Raw genomic sequence first — 14,934 nt, forward strand, 5'->3', positions numbered from 1 at the left:
CCGGCCATGGGCCGGCCGGCTCGGTCGGTGCCCGGTCAGCCGGAGGCGCCGCTGGTGCCGAGGGCCTGGAAGTCGACCATGCCGAAGGCCTGGTGGACGTAGACGTTGGTCAGTCGCGGGTTGCGGTAGTTCAGGGACTTGCCCGCGGTGATCGGCAGGTAGTACGCGCCGTCGGTGACCGCGTGGTTGACGCGGCGGTGGATCCGTGTGGCCTCGGCGGGGTCCGTCGCGGCCGCGGCCCGGTCGAAGAGGTCGTTGATCTCGGGGTCGTCGATCCCGGAGTGGTTGGTGTTGCCGGTCTGTGTGATGAGGCGGCCGTCGGCCAGGGGCTGGAGGAAACCTGAGCCGGTCGGGTAGTCGGCGCCCCACGCCAGCATCAACAGGCCGTAGCCCTTGTCCTCGACGGTGCGGGGAGAGCCGACCTCGTCGTAGTACCGCAGTGCGTCGTACTGCTCGATCTCGGCGGTGATGCCGACGGCCTCCAGGGCGCTCTGCAGCACGACCGCGGACTGGACCTCCTTCTCCCTGACGCTGCGTACGGCGATCGTGGTGGTGAAGCCGTCGGGCTTTCCGCACGCCCGCAGTTCCGCCTTGGCCTTCTCGCGCTCGGGCTTGCCGTCGGTCAGACCGAACGGGTCGTAGTCGTCGGCACCCAGGACCGTCGGGGGGAGCATGCTGCCGCGCAGCGAACCGGTCTTCGGGCCACCGCGCGCGTAGTGGAGGGCGGTGGGGTCGGCCGCGTACAGCACGGCCTTGCGGCAGTGCACGTTGTCCAGCGGCGCGGTCTTCGAGACGAGCGAGACGTAATGGAGGTAGCCGTTGTGCGGGTTGTCCGCGTCGGACTTCAGCTTCGGGTCCCCCAGCACCTTGCGCGCGGCGGTCTGCGTCAGGCCGGCCTGCCGGGCGTCGAGGTCGGCGGTGCCCGCGAGGAGCCGTGAGGCCACGTCGTCGTCGGAGGAGACGGTCAGTTCGATCCTGTCCGGCAGCGCCTTGCGCAGCGGGTCGGTGGCCCGGTCCCAATGCCCGTTGCGGACGAGGAGCAGCGACTTCCCAGGCCGGTAGGACTCGAACCGGTACGGGCCGGAGGAGACTGGCTTCTCACCGTAGCGGGCGCCGGTGTCCTTCTGCCGTGGCACGGGGGCGGTGGCGCCCATGGCCAGCAGGTACGGGAAACGGGAGTCGGCCTTGGCCAGCCGGAACACGAGGGTCAGGTCGTCCGGTGTGCCGACCGACTTCAGACCGCCGTTCCCGGCGTCCTCGTACGGGCCCGGATAGTTCTGCTTCTGGTCCAGTGCCTCGACGAGGTAGGTGGGGCCGCCGCTGACGGTGTCCTGCGCGAAGACCCGCTCGATGCCGTACTTGACGTCCCTGGAGGTGATCGGCGTGCCGTCCTCGAACTTCAGGCCGGGCCTCAGCTTGACGGTGTAGGTCCTGCCGTCCGGCGAGACCTCCGGCCGGGCCGCCGCCAGATCCGGTACGAGGCCGAGTCCCTTGCTGCCCGGCCCGGCCTCGTACGTCAGCAGGGTGCGGGCGTAGAGGCGCTGCATGTTCCACACCCACCCGTAGTAGGAGCGCGCCGGGTCCCAGGAGTCGGCGTCGCCGGAGCTCGCCAGGCGCAGGGTGCCGCCCTTCCTGTCGGACGCGTTGACCACGGCACCGACCGCGGCGTCGAAGCCGCGTGCGGAGGAGGCCGTGTCATCCCGTTTCCCCTCGGACTTGTCCCCGTCGCCGCCCCGGTCGGCGAGCAGGGCGGTGATCCCGCCACCGGTGACGAGGACGAGGGTGAGAGCGATCGCCGCAAGACGGCGCCGCTTGGCGCGGCCGGGCGCCTGGGCGGGGAGGCGGCCGGGTGATGTGGGGCGCGTGGCCAGCGGCCGGTCGGTGACGACGGGCGGCTCGGTGGCAGGCGGCGCGGGCTGCTCGTCGGTGTCGGCCGGTGGCCGGCTCGCTGCCTGCTCGTCGGTGACGGCCGCCGGCTCGCTCGGGGGTGTGGACGGCGCGGGGGGTTCCTCGGCGGCGACGGACGGCTCGGCCACGGCTTGCTCGTCGGTGGGCGGCGCGGGCCGTTCCTCGGCGGCGACGGACGGCTCGGCCACGGCTTGCTCGTCGGTGGACGGCGCGGGCTGCTCGTCAGTGGCGACGGGCCGCTCGGTGGCAGGCGGCGCGGGCTGCTCGTCGTCGGCGGCCGCCGGCACGCCCGGGGGCGCGGTCGGTGCGGTCGGTGCGGTCGGTGCGGGCGGGGCCGCGGGGCTCTTGGCGAGGTGGATGCGCGGATCGGGCGCGGGCGCCGTCGCGGCTCGGAGCACGGCGCCTCGCGTGAGACCGGAGCCGGGCTCCGGGCGGCCGCCCGCGCCGACGGGATCCGACCGGTCCCGCGCCGGGTCCTCAGCGGGCGCGGGTTCCGGGGCGGCGGTCCGGCCGGGAAGGGCCGACGCCACCGCTTCCGGGAGCCAGTCGGTCTCCTTCGGCAGCCCGCCCGCGTAGGTCTGTCCGCCCGTCTCGCCGAGGATCCGCGCGAGCTCCGTCAGCAGTTCCGGCACGGTGGGCCGGCGGCCGGGGTCCTTCTCGAGACACCGGCCGACGAACTCCGTACCCGGCGGCAGACCGCCCAGGTCGGGTTCCTCGTAGACGGCGCGGAAGTTCACCGAGTGCGGGGCGCCGCTCCCGAACGGTCCGGCCCCGGTGCCGGCGAAGGCCAGCACCGCACCGAGGGAGAACACGTCGCTGGCGGGGCCGACCGTCCTTCCCGTCACCTGCTCGGGCGACATGAACCCGGGTGTTCCGATCACCATCCCGGTCTGTGTCAGCACACTCGCCTCTGAGGCGATGGAGATGCCGAAATCGATCACCCGGGGGCCGTCGCCGGCGATCAGCACGTTCGACGGCTTCAGGTCCCGGTGGATCACTCCCGTGCCGTGGATGGCCTCCAGGGCCTCGGCCAGCCCGGCCCCCAGGTGGACCAGCGACCGGCGGGGCCATGTCCCGTGGGCGCGTACCGCGCCGTCGAGCGGCAGCCCGGGGACATAGGCGGTGGCGAGCCAGGCGGGGGATCCGGTGGGATCGGCGTCGACCACGGCCGCGGTGAAGAAGCCGTTGACGCGCCGCGCGGCCTCCACCTCGCGGGCGAAACGGCGCTGGAAGTCCGGGTCCTCCGCCAGTTCGGCGCGCACCACCTTGACCGCGACCATCCGGCCGCTGGTGGAGCGACCCAGGTACACGCGGCCCATGCCACCCGCTCCCAGGCGGGCGAGGATCCGGTACCGCCCCACCTGACGCGGATCCGCCGCATCCAGCTCCCGCAACGCCGGCCCCCAGCCTCTGACCCCGCCCCCCGGGGATCGTCGGAAACGATTAGACCAGATCACCGCGGCCGGCGCCCCGCCGCAACTCTCCTGCGTTCCCCACCCGTTGACGATAGGTCTGGACCAATCTACGGTGGTCGGCGCACCCCCCGGACCTACCCCCACAGGCCGAAGGAGCACCGCATGCCGACCCGACGGTTCGCACGGTTCACACAGATCGCACGGTTCACACGGCTCACACGGTTACCGGTCATCGGTGCGGCGATGCTGCTCGCCACGACCGCCCTCACCGGCGTCACGACCACGGCGTCAGCCGCCGCGCAGGAAACGTGCCCACTGAAGCCCAGGCCCACCGGCAAGGTCCTCCAGGGCTACTGGGAGAACTGGGACGGCGCCGCCAACGGCGTCCATCCGCCCTTCGGCTGGGCCCCGATCGACGACCCGCGGTTCCGCGCCCACGGGTACAACGTCATCAACGCCGCCTTCCCGGTGATCCGTTCGGACGGCACCGTCCTGTGGGAGGACGGCATGGACCGCACGGTCAAGGTCGCCACCCCCGCCGAGATGTGCGCGGCCAAGGCGGCCGGGGCCACGATCCTGATGTCCATCGGCGGTGCCACGGCCGGTATCGACCTCAGCTCGGGCGCCGTGGCCGACCGGTTCGTCGAGACGATCGTGCCGATCCTGAAGAAGTACAACTTCGACGGGATCGACATCGACATCGAGACCGGCCTCGTCGGCAGCGGAAACATCAACCAGTTGTCGCCGTCGCAGGCGAACCTGATCCGCATCATCGACGGCGTCCTCGCACGCATGCCCGCGGGCTTCGGCCTGACGATGGCGCCGGAGACGGCGTACGTCACCGGCGGCAGCGTCGTCTACGGCTCTATCTGGGGCGCGTACCTGCCGGTCATCAAGAAGTACGCCGACAACGGCCGCCTCTGGTGGCTCAACATGCAGTACTACAACGGCAGCATGTACGGCTGCTCCGGCGACTCGTACGCGGCCGGGACGGTCGCCGGATTCACCGCCCAGACCGACTGCCTCGCCAGGGGCCTGGTGATCCAGGGCACCACGATCAGGGTCCCGTACGACAAGCAGGTACCCGGTCTGCCCGCCCAACCGGGCGCGGGCGGCGGTCACATGGCGCCCGCGGCGGTGGCCCAGGCCTGGAACCACTACAGCGGCGCGCTGAAGGGCCTGATGACCTGGTCGGCCAACTGGGACGGCTCCAAGGGCTGGACGTTCGGCGACAACGTCAAGGCGCTCCAGGGGAGGTGAGGGCCGTCAGAGCGGCAGACCGCCCTCGAGCACGTCCAGCGTGCGGTCCACGAGAGCGACCAGGTCGTCCTGCTGGCCGCGCTCGCCCCAGTGGATCAGGGCCTCGCGCAGCGCGGCCATCACGGCGGCGGTGAAGACCCGTACCTCCAGGTCGTCCGGTTCCCGGCCCGCGCGGTCGGCGATCGGGCGGGCGAGCAACTGGGAGGTCTCCGCCATCGTCTCTGTCATCCGGGCCCGCAGGGAGGGGACCTCCAGCATGAGCCGGGTGCGCATCTGCATCTCCTCGGGCTCGTGCTCGAGGATCGAGGCGACGGCGCCGGTCAGGATGATCCGCAGGGACTGGAGCGGCGGTTCGTCCGCCGGCCTGGCCCGCAGCACCGCTTCCATGACCGGGTCGTACTCGTCGGTGAGGACGATGTCTTCCTTGGTGGGGAAGTAGCGGAAGACCGTGGAGGGGGAGACCTCCGCCGCCGCCGCGATCTGCTCGACCGTGGTCGCCTCGTACCCCTGCTCGGCGATCAGCCGGTACGTGGCCTTGCGGATCGCGATACGGGTCTTGAGCTTCTTACGCTCCCGCAGCCCCATCGGGGGCTGATGCTGTTCGAACGGGAGAGGTGCGGTGGCGGCCATGGTCGTCATTGTCGGGCATCCGCCGCCGCCCCGGCCACGTCCGGGGCGGCGGCCGGTGTGCTCCCCGGCCTCGGCAGCAGGGCCGCCGCGAGGAGCGCCGTGATCAGCGCGGCGATCCCGGAGACCAGCAGCACCACACCCATGCCCCTGGCGTACGCGGCGTCCGCGGCCGCGGTGAGCGCCGGGTCGCCCAGCAGATGCGCGGCGACCACGGAGTCACCGGCCGCGTCGGGCGCGCCGGCCGGCAGCCGGCTCTCGTAGACGGCCGCCAGCAGCGACCCGATGAGCGCGATCCCGATCGCGCTGCCGACCTGGCGTACGGTCGTCAGCAATCCGGAGCCGGAGCCCGCGCGGTCCGGCGGCAATGTGTCGATGGCGGCCGTCATCGCCGGCACCATCGAGAAGCCGAAGCCGAGCCCGGCGACCGACAGCCACAGCGCGGTGAAGCCGTAGCCGCTCTCCAGGGTGACGCGGCTGCCGAGGAAGCCGGCGAAGGCGAGGACGACGAGCCCGGCGGTGATCACGGCGCGGGCGCCGAACCGTCCGGCCAGCGGGGCGCTGCCCTTCGCGGCGACGATCAGCCCGCCCATCAGCGGCAGCATCCGCACCCCGGTGCCGAAGGCGTCGTTCCCGAGGACGGCCTGCAGATACGGCGGCAGCACGAACATCAGCCCGGCGAGCACGAACATCGCCAGGGTCACGGTCAGGGTGTTGAGCAGGAACGGACGGTCGGCGAGGAGCGCCATGTCGAGCATGGGGCGCGCGGCGCGTCTCTCCCGTACGACGAGGGCGGCGATCAGCACCGCGGCGGCGGCGAGGGCGCAAAGGACCGCCGGGTCCGTCCAGCCGCGGACGGGCGCCTCGATGATCCCGTAGATCAGCGCGCCGAGGCCGGTGGCGGTCAGCGCCGTGGACAGGACGCCGACCCGGGGTGCCGAGGGGTCGCGGGTCTCCGGCAGCAGGAACAGGCAGGCGGTGATCCCGATCGCGACCATCGGGACGTTGACGACGAAGACGGAGCCCCACCAGAAGTGGTCGAGCAGCCAGCCGCCGACGACCGGGCCGAGGGGCAGTCCGAGCGCGGAGGCGGCGGTGACGATGCCGACGGCCTTGGCCCGCTCCTGGCCGGCGAACAGCGACGGCACGACGGCCATGCTCAGCGGCATCACGAAGGCGGCCCCGACGCCCATGGCGGCGCGCGCGGCGATGACGGTGGCGACGTCGCCGGCCAGCGCGCCGAGGAGTGAACCGGCCAGGAAGACGCCCAGGCCCGTCACGAGCATCCGCCGGCGGCCGAACCGGTCGCCGAGGAGCCCGGCGGGGAGCATCAGGGCGGCGAAGACCACGACATAGCCGTCCGCCATCCACTGCTGCTGCCCCGTGGTGGCGCCGAGCTGTTCCGCCATGGCGGGCAGGGCCACGTTCAGGATGGTCATGTCGAAGCCCAGGACGAGCAGGCTCGCGACCATCGCTGCCAGGGCCCACCAGCGACGGGGGTCGGGTGCGGACACGGCGCACCTCCTTCGGAGAGTGAGTGTCAAGTGACAGTAACTCTCAAAAAGAAGTGAGCGTCAATATGTGGTTGGGTCCTCGCGTCGGGCGTCCGGGCTCAGGAGTGCTGGTAGGCCACCAGGGAGATCCCCACGTAGTGGACGATGAACGCGGCGAGCGTGAGGGAGTGGAACACCTCGTGGAAGCCGAACCAGCGCGGCGACGGGTTCGGTCGCTTGAGCGCGTAGATCACGCCGCCCGCGCTGTAGAGCAGTCCGCCGACGATCACCAGCACGAGCACGGCGATGCCTCCCTCGCGCATGAAGTCGGGGAGGAAGAACACCGCGGCCCAGCCCATCGCTATGTAGCAGGGCGTGTACAGCCAGCGCGGAGCGCCCACCCAGAACACCCGGAAGGCGATCCCGGCCACCGCCGCCGCCCAGACCGCCCACAGCAGCACCCGCCCGGTGGACGGCGGAAGCAGGAGCAGCGTGAGCGGCGTGTAGGTGCCGGCGATGATCAGGAAGATGTTGGCGTGGTCGAGCCTGCGCAGCACGGCCGTGGCGCGCGGGCCCCAGTCGCCGCGGTGGTAGAGCGCGCTGACGCCGAAGAGCAGGCATGCGGTCACCACGTAGACGCCGCAGGCGATCTTGGCCTTGGTCGAGTCCGCCAGTGCGGTGAGGACGATCCCCGCGATCACCACGGCGGGAAACATCCCTGCGTGCAGCCATCCGCGCAGCCTCGGTTTCACCGGGGGCGGGTCCATCTCGGTCACGTCGGGCATGGCTGCAGTCATGCCCGAATGCTACCTACGCAACCGTAGGTAACAGTGACGAGTGGCGATGCTCACGTGAGAGGGCCTCTGGACATATGGGCATTCGGCATCGATGATCAGATGAGTGCGGTCGGCACCGGATGAGCGCCAGCCAAAAGTAGGTACGAAGCATCCGGGTCGCGGCCCCCACGGGGCACAAACCAAACAAACCCTCACTTAGGAGCGATCGTGGCGCGCGACATCGCGGCTCCCAGCGTCCCCACCCATCACCAGGAGCTCATTTCCTGGGTCGACGAGATCGCAGCTATCACGCAGCCGGACAACATCGTCTGGTGCGACGGCTCGGAGGCCGAGTACGAGCGGCTGGCCGAGGAGCTGGTGGCCAAGGGCACGTTCAAGAAACTGGACCCGATCAAGCGCCCCAACTCCTACTACGCCGCGTCCGACCCCTCCGACGTCGCCCGCGTCGAGGACCGCACCTTCATCTGCTCCGAGAAGGAGGAGGACGCCGGCCCGACGAACCACTGGAAGGCGCCCGCGGAGATGAAGGACATCTTCGCCGGTGAGAAGGGCATCTTCCGCGGCTCGATGAAGGGCCGCACGATGTACGTCGTGCCCTTCTGCATGGGCCCGCTCGGCTCGCCGCTGTCCGCGATCGGCGTCGAGATCACCGACTCCGCGTACGTCGCCGTGTCCATGCGCACCATGACCCGCATGGGGCAGGCCGTCCTCGACGAGCTCGGCACCGACGGCTTCTTCGTCAAGGCCGTCCACACGCTGGGCGCGCCCCTGGCGGAGGGCGAGGCCGACGTCCCGTGGCCGTGCAACTCCACCAAGTACATCTCGCACTTCCCCGAGACCCGTGAGATCTGGTCCTACGGCTCCGGCTACGGCGGCAACGCCCTGCTCGGAAAGAAGTGCTACGCGCTGCGCATCGCGTCCGTCATGGCCCGCGACGAGGGCTGGCTCGCCGAGCACATGCTGATCCTCAAGCTCACCCCGCCGCAGGGCGAGTCCAAGTACGTGGCCGCCGCGTTCCCGTCCGCCTGCGGCAAGACCAACCTCGCCATGCTGGAGCCCACGATCTCCGGCTGGACGGTCGAGACCATCGGCGACGACATCGCCTGGATGCGCTTCGGCGAGGACGGCCGCCTCTACGCGATCAACCCCGAGGCGGGCTTCTTCGGCGTCGCGCCCGGCACCGGTGAGCACACCAACGCCAACGCCATGAAGACGCTCTGGGGCAACGCCGTCTTCACCAACGTCGCGCTCACCGACGACGGCGACGTGTGGTGGGAGGGCATGACCGAGGAGCCCCCGGCCCACCTCACGGACTGGAAGGGCAACGACTGGACGCCCGGTTCCGCGACCCCGGCCGCCCACCCCAACGCCCGCTTCACCGTCCCGGCCTCGCAGTGCCCGATCGCCGCGCCGGAGTGGGAGGACCCGAAGGGTGTGCCGATCTCGGCGATCCTCTTCGGTGGCCGCCGCGCCTCCGCGGTCCCGCTGGTGACCGAGTCCTTCAACTGGCAGCACGGCGTCTTCCTGGGCGCGAACGTCGCCTCCGAGAAGACCGCCGCCGCCGAGGGCAAGGTCGGCGAGCTGCGCCGCGACCCGTTCGCCATGCTGCCGTTCTGCGGCTACAACATGGGCGACTACATGGCCCACTGGCTCAAGGTCGGCGCCGACGCGGACGCCTCCAAGCTGCCGAAGATCTACTACGTGAACTGGTTCCGCAAGAACGACGCCGGCAAGTTCGTCTGGCCCGGCTTCGGCGAGAACAGCCGCGTGCTGAAGTGGATCGTGGAGCGCCTCGAGGGCAAGGCCGAGGGTGTGGAGACGCCGATCGGCATCCTGCCGACGCGTGACGCGCTCGACACCGAGGGCCTGGATCTGCCGGAGGAGGACCTCGAGTTCCTGCTCAAGGTCGACACCGAGGTCTGGCGCGAGGAGGCGGCTCTGGTTCCCGAGCACCTCAACACCTTCGGTGACCACACGCCCAAGGAGCTGTGGGACGAGTACCGCGCACTGGTGGCCCGCCTCGGCTGAGCCACCCCGCAGGCCGCGTGGCGGGGCGCCCCGACATCCGCCCTGACCAGTGGGGGTCACGAACGACCCGTCACGTGTGAACGGCCCCCGGAGCCCCCTCAGGCTCCGGGGGCCGAAACCTTTGATGTCCGGCGGCGCGGCGTCTTGTGCCCACGCCTCGCTCACATGTTCCATGGGATCTTCACGTTCAACGATGAACTGAGCCTGTGGGGGGCATAGTTGAGCACGTTTCAGCACACCCGACGACGCATCGCCGCCATGGTGGCGGCCGCGGTCGTCAGCGGCAGCGGCATGGTCCTCGCGGCGCCCGCCGCGCACGCGAGCGAGGCGTCCGACGTGGTCGCCAAGCTGCCGGTCTCCTCGTTCTCCGACATGGTGGTCGACTCGCGGAACCAGCGCGTCTTCATCTCCGACAAGTCGACAGCCGCCCTGTACGGGGGCGTGGTGGTCGCCTACGACTTCGAGGGCCACCGGGTCGGTTCGTTCAGCACCGTGACCCGCGCCTCCGGTCTCGCGCTGAGCGAGGACGCGACCACCCTGTACGTGGGCCAGCGCGAGGGCGTCTTCGCCTACGACACCCTGACCCTTCAGGAGACCGGCCGTACCGCCGCCTACCAGGACTACTGCGGCCGGGAGCTCGCGGTCACCGGAACCAAGCGCTGGCACACCACCACCCCGGCCTCCAACGACTCCTACTGCGACCAGAACCGGACCGACCTGGACTCGGTGGTGGGCGGGGTGCACACACGCACCGACTGGAACGCCGCGGGCAGGCTGCTGCTGGCGACCGGCGACGGGGCGGCGGACCGGCTGTTCATGGGCCAGGCCAAGGGGCCGGTGGCGCCCGACCCGTTCCTCACCTCGTTCGACACCTCCGGCGACTCGCCGGTGCGTGGCGACGCCCGCCGTTTCGCGGACGCGGAGGGCAAGGGAGCACTGGAGCTGAAGGACATCGCCGTCAGCGCGGACGGCACGCGCCTCGCGGTCGCCGACGCCGCGTACGGCACCCGGCTGCTGAACTCCGGGGACCTGAGCGACGCCGGCACCGGCTACCAGCCGCTGCCCACGGGCGCGACCGCGTCGGCCGTCGCCTTCAGCGGCGACGGGAAGTTCGTGGCGCGCGGCGCCTCGGCCGCGGGCAGCACCGCCGACCTGCTGATCCAGCCGGCCGACCCGGCGAACGGCACGACGGCCATGGAGTTCGCCTACGAGGGCGACCTCGACGGCAACCGGATCGTGCCGCGCGGTCTGGAGTGGTCGAAGGACGGTTCCCGGCTGTTCGCCGTCACCACCAACGCGTACGGCAACGCCTTCTGGCTCCACATCGTGCAGCCGCCGGCCGCCCAGTACGACTCCCGCTTCTCCGGTGCGCTGACCCACACCCCGGGACAGGCCGTCGTCGGCGAACCGGTCGGCATCCGCGGCCGCCTCGAGCTCGACGGCACCGCGCCGGCCGAGCCCGTCAGGGTCGGCGCCGTACGCACCACGGCCGACGGCACCCGCAAGCTCGCCGAGGCCGAGGTGGCGGCGGACGGGACCTTCACGGTGCTGGACGTGCCCGACGCCGTCGGCAGCACGACCTACACGGTCTCCTTCCTCGGCGACATGACCCACCGGCCGGCCGAGGACGTCTCGGTCACGATCGACGTGGCGAAGGCCGCGACGTCGGTCTCCCTCACCGCCCCGGCGGAGGCGTCGATGAGCGCAGGGGTCACGATCACCGGCAAGCTGACGGCCCAGGGGCGGGCGCTCCCGGCCGGCGCCACCCTCGCGGTCGAGCGCACGGACCGGCTGGGCACGGGCACCCTGTCGTCGGTGCCGGTCGCGGCGGACGGCACCTTCACGGTCAAGGACGTGCCGCGCGCACGGCGCGACGTGACGTACACGGTGTCGTACGGAGGCGACGACCTGCACACCGGCAGCGAGGCGTCGGCGACGGTGTTCGTCACGCGCTGAGCCCGGACATACGTGTGCCGTACCCCGGAGCCCCGGGGCACGGCATGTCCGGCGGGATCCGGGGCTCAGGCGCCGGGTGGCACCCGGTCCGCGGCCTCCCCGGCCGGGGGCACCTCCCGCGCGAAGGATGCGGGAGGAGGACCGGGCCCGTCAGGGGGCGCCCACCAGCTGCTGGTCCTTGAGTGCGGCGGTATGCGCGTCCATCCGCTCGGCGGACAGGATCGCGGCGGCTGTGTCGGCGCGCGACGCGGCGACGACGAGGGCGCGGCCGGCGAGCGCGAGAGCGCGCCGGTGCAGATCGGCGGGGTCGGCGCCGCTGAGGCCCGCGTGGCGGGCCGGCGGCGCGCCACGGAGCCTCGAGACCTGCTCGGCGATGGCGTCCGCCGCCTGGTCGAGGCCGAGTTCGTCGGTCACGGCGAGGAGCGCGGCGAGGTGACCTGCCAGCTGGATGTCCAGCTCTTCCTCGCGGCTGCGGTGGGGGTACTGCGCCTCGTCGGCCATCGAGTGGACCGACTTGGTGCGGATCGGCTCGTACATGGGGATGGCCTCCTGCTCACAGTCAGGAGACCATCCTACATTGGATCGAGTCTAAAGTTGAGTCGCTTCGGGAGTCCCGTCGCCGGGAAGCCCTACGGCTGCCCGTATCCGTCCAGGAACGTGCCGATCCGGGTCACGGCGTCCGCCAGGTCCTTCGCCGTCGGCAGGGTCACGATCCGGAAGTGGTCCGGCTCCGGCCAGTTGAAGCCCGTGCCGTGGACGACCATGATCTTCTCGGCCCGCAGCAGGTCCAGCACCATCTGCCGGTCGTCCTTGATCTTGTAGACCTTGGGGTCGAGCCGGGGGAACAGATAGAGCGCCCCCTTCGGCTTCACACAGGTCACCCCCGGGATCTGCGTCAGCAGGTCGTACGCGACGTCCCGCTGCTCCAGGATCCGTCCGCCCGGCAGCACCAGCTCCTCGATCGACTGCCGTCCGCCGAGCGCCGTGGCCACCGCGTGCTGCGAGGGCATGTTGGCGCACAGCCGCATGTTGGCGAGGATCGTCAGACCCTCGATGTACGAGGACGCGTGCGCCTTGGGGCCGCAGACCGCCATCCAGCCCGCCCGGTACCCGGCCACCCGGTAGTTCTTGGACAGCCCGTTGAAGGTGAGCACCATCAGGTCCGGGGCGAGGGCGGCCGTGGGCGTGTGGGTGGCGCCGTCGTAGAGGATCCGGTCGTAGATCTCGTCGGAGCAGACCACCAGGTTGTGGCGCCGGGCGATCTCGGTGAGGCTGCGCAGCATCTCGTCGTCGTAGACGGCGCCCGTCGGGTTGTTCGGGTTGATGATCACGATCGCCTTGGTGCGGTCGGTGATCTTGCGCTCGATGTCCGCGAGGTCGGGCATCCAGTCGGACTGCTCGTCGCACCGGTAGTGCACGGCCGTGCCGCCGGACAGCGACACCGACGCCGTCCACAGCGGGTAGTCGGGCGCCGGTACGAGTACCTCGTCGCCGTCGTCGAGCAGCGCCTGCATCGACATCTGGATCAGCTCGGAGACACCGTTGCCCAGATAGATGTCCTCGACGCCGAGCTCGATGCCCTTGGTCTGGTAGTGCTGCATCACCGCCCGCCGCGCGGACAGCAGCCCCTTCGCGTCGCCGTAACCATGGGCGGTGCTGAGGTTGCGGAGGATGTCCTCGAGGATCTCCGGCGGGCACTCGAACCCGAAGGCGGCCGGGTTGCCGGTGTTCAGCTTGAGGATGCGATGACCTGCCGCCTCGAGCCGCATTGCCTCCTCGAGGACCGGGCCCCGGATTTCGTAACAGACGTTTGCGAGCTTCGTGGACTGGATCACCTGCATGTCTGTGAGCTTACGGGCGGACCACCCTGATCGCTCCGTGTTTATGGGCCACCGGGTGCACGGCGTGAATGTCTGCTTTGCTGCCCGCCGGGTGGCACGGTCGCGGCCCCTTCGAAACCGGGGCGAGGAAGGCCGGACGCCTGTGAAACCGGCAGTGGGCGGCATGGGTGTTGTCCTCGTCACCTTCCGGTAGGGTGACTCGCCCGAGCAGGCTCCCGGCGATCCGGGAGCGGTGCCACGACCGAGGAGGTGAGACCCATTCCCGCAGGAGCAGTCTGGGCGCTCTCTCCCACAGCCGTACGGTCCACCGGGCACAGGTGACCGCGAGGGCGCCCCCGCCGGTGCCCCCGAAAGGCTTTCATGTCGGTCCCCGAGCTGTACCCGTCCCCTTCCTCCGTCTCGTCCGTCGTCTCCGCGCTCCGCTCCGCCGGCTGCGTCTTCGCCGAGGACGAGGCGGATCTGTTGATCTCCGCGGCCCGCGACCACCACGAACTCGCCGCCATGGTCGAGCGGCGCGTCGTCGGTCTCCCGCTGGAGCACGTGCTCGGCTGGGCCGAGTTCTGCGGCGTACGCGTGGCCGTCGACCCAGGGGTCTTCGTGCCCCGTCGCCGCAGTGAGTTCCTCGTCGCACGTGCCATCGCCCTGGCCCCGCCCCGCCCCGTCGTCGTCGACCTGTGCTGCGGTTCCGGAGCGCTGGGGGCGGCGGTGCTGCGCGCCGCCGGCGCCGGTGAGCTGCACGCCGCCGACATCGAGCCCGCCGCCGTACGGTGCGCCCGGCGCAACGTCGAGCCCGTCGGCGGCCGGGTTCATGAGGGGGACCTCTACGACCCGCTGCCGGCCGCGCTGGCCGGCCGGGTCGACGTGCTCATCGCCAACGCCCCGTACGTACCCACCGGCGAGATCGGGCTGCTACCGTCCGAGGCCCGCGACTTCGAGCCCCTGGTCGCTCTCGACGGCGGCGCCGACGGGCTCGACATCCAGCGCCGGGTGACCGCGCGGGCCGGCCGGTGGCTGGCACCCGGCGGGTCCCTGCTCATCGAGACCAGCGAGCGGCAGGCGCCCGCCACCGTGGCCGCCTTCACCCGCCACGGACTCGAGACGGAGGTGGCCGTCTGCGCCGATCTGGACGCCACCGTCGTCATCGGGACACGGCCGCGTCACCACGACGGCGCGGACGGCGCCCGGGCCGGCCGGCCCGGCGGCCGGCATGGCGGGGCCCCGGGGCGATGACGCACCCGGGGCCCTGCCGGTCGGCGCGGTCGGCGCCGACCCGAAGTGTCAGACGTTGGCGCAGCCGTTGCCGCCGGCCGGGTTCAGCAGACCGATCACGCTGATCGCGTTCCCGCAGGCGTTGATCGGGGCGTGGATCGGGATCTGGACGAGGTTCCCGGAGATCACGCCCGGGGAGCCGGCGACGACGCCGTCGGCACCCGAGTCGGCCATGGCGGGCGCCGCGCTGCCCAGAGCCATGATGATGCCCGCGACGACTGCTGCAGCCTTCATGTGCTTCATTTCGATCCTCTCAGCAGTGACACCATGCGTGGCCACGACCTTCGCGCCACGCTGCCGGATTCGGTGCAGGCGTGCGTCACCGCAGAACTAGTAACGA

Annotated in this window: 11 protein-coding genes; 4 read left to right on the forward strand and 7 right to left on the reverse strand. The window is 71.3% G+C overall.

Translation table 11 applies throughout. The annotated features are described in order from the left end of the window. Nucleotides 1–35: 35 nt before the first annotated feature. Nucleotides 36–3,482 carry an ABC transporter substrate-binding protein gene (locus tag AB0K36_RS17745; RefSeq protein ID WP_364594826.1) on the reverse strand — a complete coding sequence of 1,149 codons (3,447 nt, stop codon included), beginning with the start codon at nt 3,480–3,482 and terminating at the stop codon, nt 36–38. Nucleotides 3,483–3,566: 84 nt separating this feature from the next. Between AB0K36_RS17745 and AB0K36_RS17750 the strand changes: the two genes are divergently transcribed. Continuing rightward, the gene (locus AB0K36_RS17750; protein WP_364594980.1) at nt 3,567–4,583 is read left to right on the forward strand and encodes a chitinase; all 1,017 of its coding nucleotides are present in this window, start codon (nt 3,567–3,569) and stop codon (nt 4,581–4,583) included. A 6-nt stretch (nt 4,584–4,589) separates the two neighbouring features. Here AB0K36_RS17750 and AB0K36_RS17755 read toward each other — a convergent pair whose 3' ends face one another. The 3 genes from AB0K36_RS17755 to trhA form a co-directional block, all read right to left on the reverse strand. Further along, entirely contained in the window at nt 4,590–5,213 is a 624-nt protein-coding gene (locus AB0K36_RS17755; RefSeq protein WP_435877882.1) for a TetR/AcrR family transcriptional regulator, read from the reverse strand. Between the two features lie 5 nt (nt 5,214–5,218). Beyond that, the gene (locus AB0K36_RS17760; protein WP_364594983.1) at nt 5,219–6,682 is read right to left on the reverse strand and encodes an MFS transporter; all 1,464 of its coding nucleotides are present in this window, start codon (nt 6,680–6,682) and stop codon (nt 5,219–5,221) included. 140 nt (nt 6,683–6,822) lie between these two features. Continuing rightward, nucleotides 6,823–7,500 (reverse strand): PAQR family membrane homeostasis protein TrhA, encoded by a 678-nt coding sequence (gene trhA / locus AB0K36_RS17765; protein ID WP_364594832.1) that lies wholly within the window; start codon nt 7,498–7,500, stop codon nt 6,823–6,825. Nucleotides 7,501–7,707: 207 nt separating this feature from the next. On the opposite strand from trhA, the gene AB0K36_RS17770 reads away from it, so the two are divergent. Then, nucleotides 7,708–9,528: a phosphoenolpyruvate carboxykinase (GTP) gene (locus AB0K36_RS17770; protein ID WP_364594835.1), complete on the forward strand. Its 1,821-nt coding sequence runs from the start codon at nt 7,708–7,710 to the stop codon at nt 9,526–9,528. A gap of 219 nt (nt 9,529–9,747) precedes the next feature. Beyond that, entirely contained in the window at nt 9,748–11,484 is a 1,737-nt protein-coding gene (locus AB0K36_RS17775) for an Ig-like domain repeat protein (protein ID WP_364594838.1), read from the forward strand. 150 nt (nt 11,485–11,634) lie between these two features. Here the strand turns inward: AB0K36_RS17775 and AB0K36_RS17780 are convergent, their stop codons facing one another. Both AB0K36_RS17780 and AB0K36_RS17785 read right to left on the reverse strand, forming a co-directional pair. Continuing rightward, nucleotides 11,635–12,021, reverse strand: a complete 387-nt coding sequence (locus tag AB0K36_RS17780; protein WP_364594841.1) for an SCO4983 family protein — start codon at nt 12,019–12,021, stop codon at nt 11,635–11,637. Between the two features lie 92 nt (nt 12,022–12,113). Then, on the reverse strand, nt 12,114–13,325 hold the full coding sequence (locus AB0K36_RS17785; protein WP_005312781.1) for a pyridoxal phosphate-dependent aminotransferase: 1,212 nt from the start codon (nt 13,323–13,325) through the stop codon (nt 12,114–12,116). A gap of 360 nt (nt 13,326–13,685) precedes the next feature. On the opposite strand from AB0K36_RS17785, the gene AB0K36_RS17790 reads away from it, so the two are divergent. Further along, entirely contained in the window at nt 13,686–14,555 is an 870-nt protein-coding gene (locus AB0K36_RS17790; RefSeq protein ID WP_364594845.1) for a putative protein N(5)-glutamine methyltransferase, read from the forward strand. 48 nt (nt 14,556–14,603) lie between these two features. Here the strand turns inward: AB0K36_RS17790 and AB0K36_RS17795 are convergent, their stop codons facing one another. Next, a complete protein-coding gene (locus AB0K36_RS17795) occupies nt 14,604–14,837 on the reverse strand; it encodes a chaplin (RefSeq protein WP_364594848.1) in 234 nt (77 codons plus the stop codon). Between the last annotated feature and the right edge of the window lie 97 nt (nt 14,838–14,934).

This window comes from Streptomyces kurssanovii (assembly GCF_040677245.1).
Lineage (GTDB): Bacteria > Actinomycetota > Actinomycetes > Streptomycetales > Streptomycetaceae > Streptomyces > Streptomyces kurssanovii.

What these genes read in the sequence shown, in the direction of transcription:
- AB0K36_RS17785 (WP_005312781.1), bottom strand. Translation starts at nt 13,325, where the DNA reads ATGCAGGTGATCCAGTCCACGAAGCTCGCAAACGTCTGTTACGAAATC.
- AB0K36_RS17795 (WP_364594848.1), bottom strand. Translation starts at nt 14,837, where the DNA reads ATGAAGCACATGAAGGCTGCAGCAGTCGTCGCGGGCATCATCATGGCT.
- AB0K36_RS17760 (WP_364594983.1), bottom strand. Translation starts at nt 6,682, where the DNA reads ATGGTCGCGAGCCTGCTCGTCCTGGGCTTCGACATGACCATCCTGAAC.
- AB0K36_RS17790 (WP_364594845.1), top strand. Translation starts at nt 13,686, where the DNA reads ATGTCGGTCCCCGAGCTGTACCCGTCCCCTTCCTCCGTCTCGTCCGTC.
- trhA (WP_364594832.1), bottom strand. Translation starts at nt 7,500, where the DNA reads ATGACTGCAGCCATGCCCGACGTGACCGAGATGGACCCGCCCCCGGTG.
- AB0K36_RS17780 (WP_364594841.1), bottom strand. Translation starts at nt 12,021, where the DNA reads ATGTACGAGCCGATCCGCACCAAGTCGGTCCACTCGATGGCCGACGAG.
- AB0K36_RS17755 (WP_435877882.1), bottom strand. Translation starts at nt 5,213, where the DNA reads ATGGCCGCCACCGCACCTCTCCCGTTCGAACAGCATCAGCCCCCGATG.
- AB0K36_RS17750 (WP_364594980.1), top strand. Translation starts at nt 3,567, where the DNA reads ATGCTGCTCGCCACGACCGCCCTCACCGGCGTCACGACCACGGCGTCA.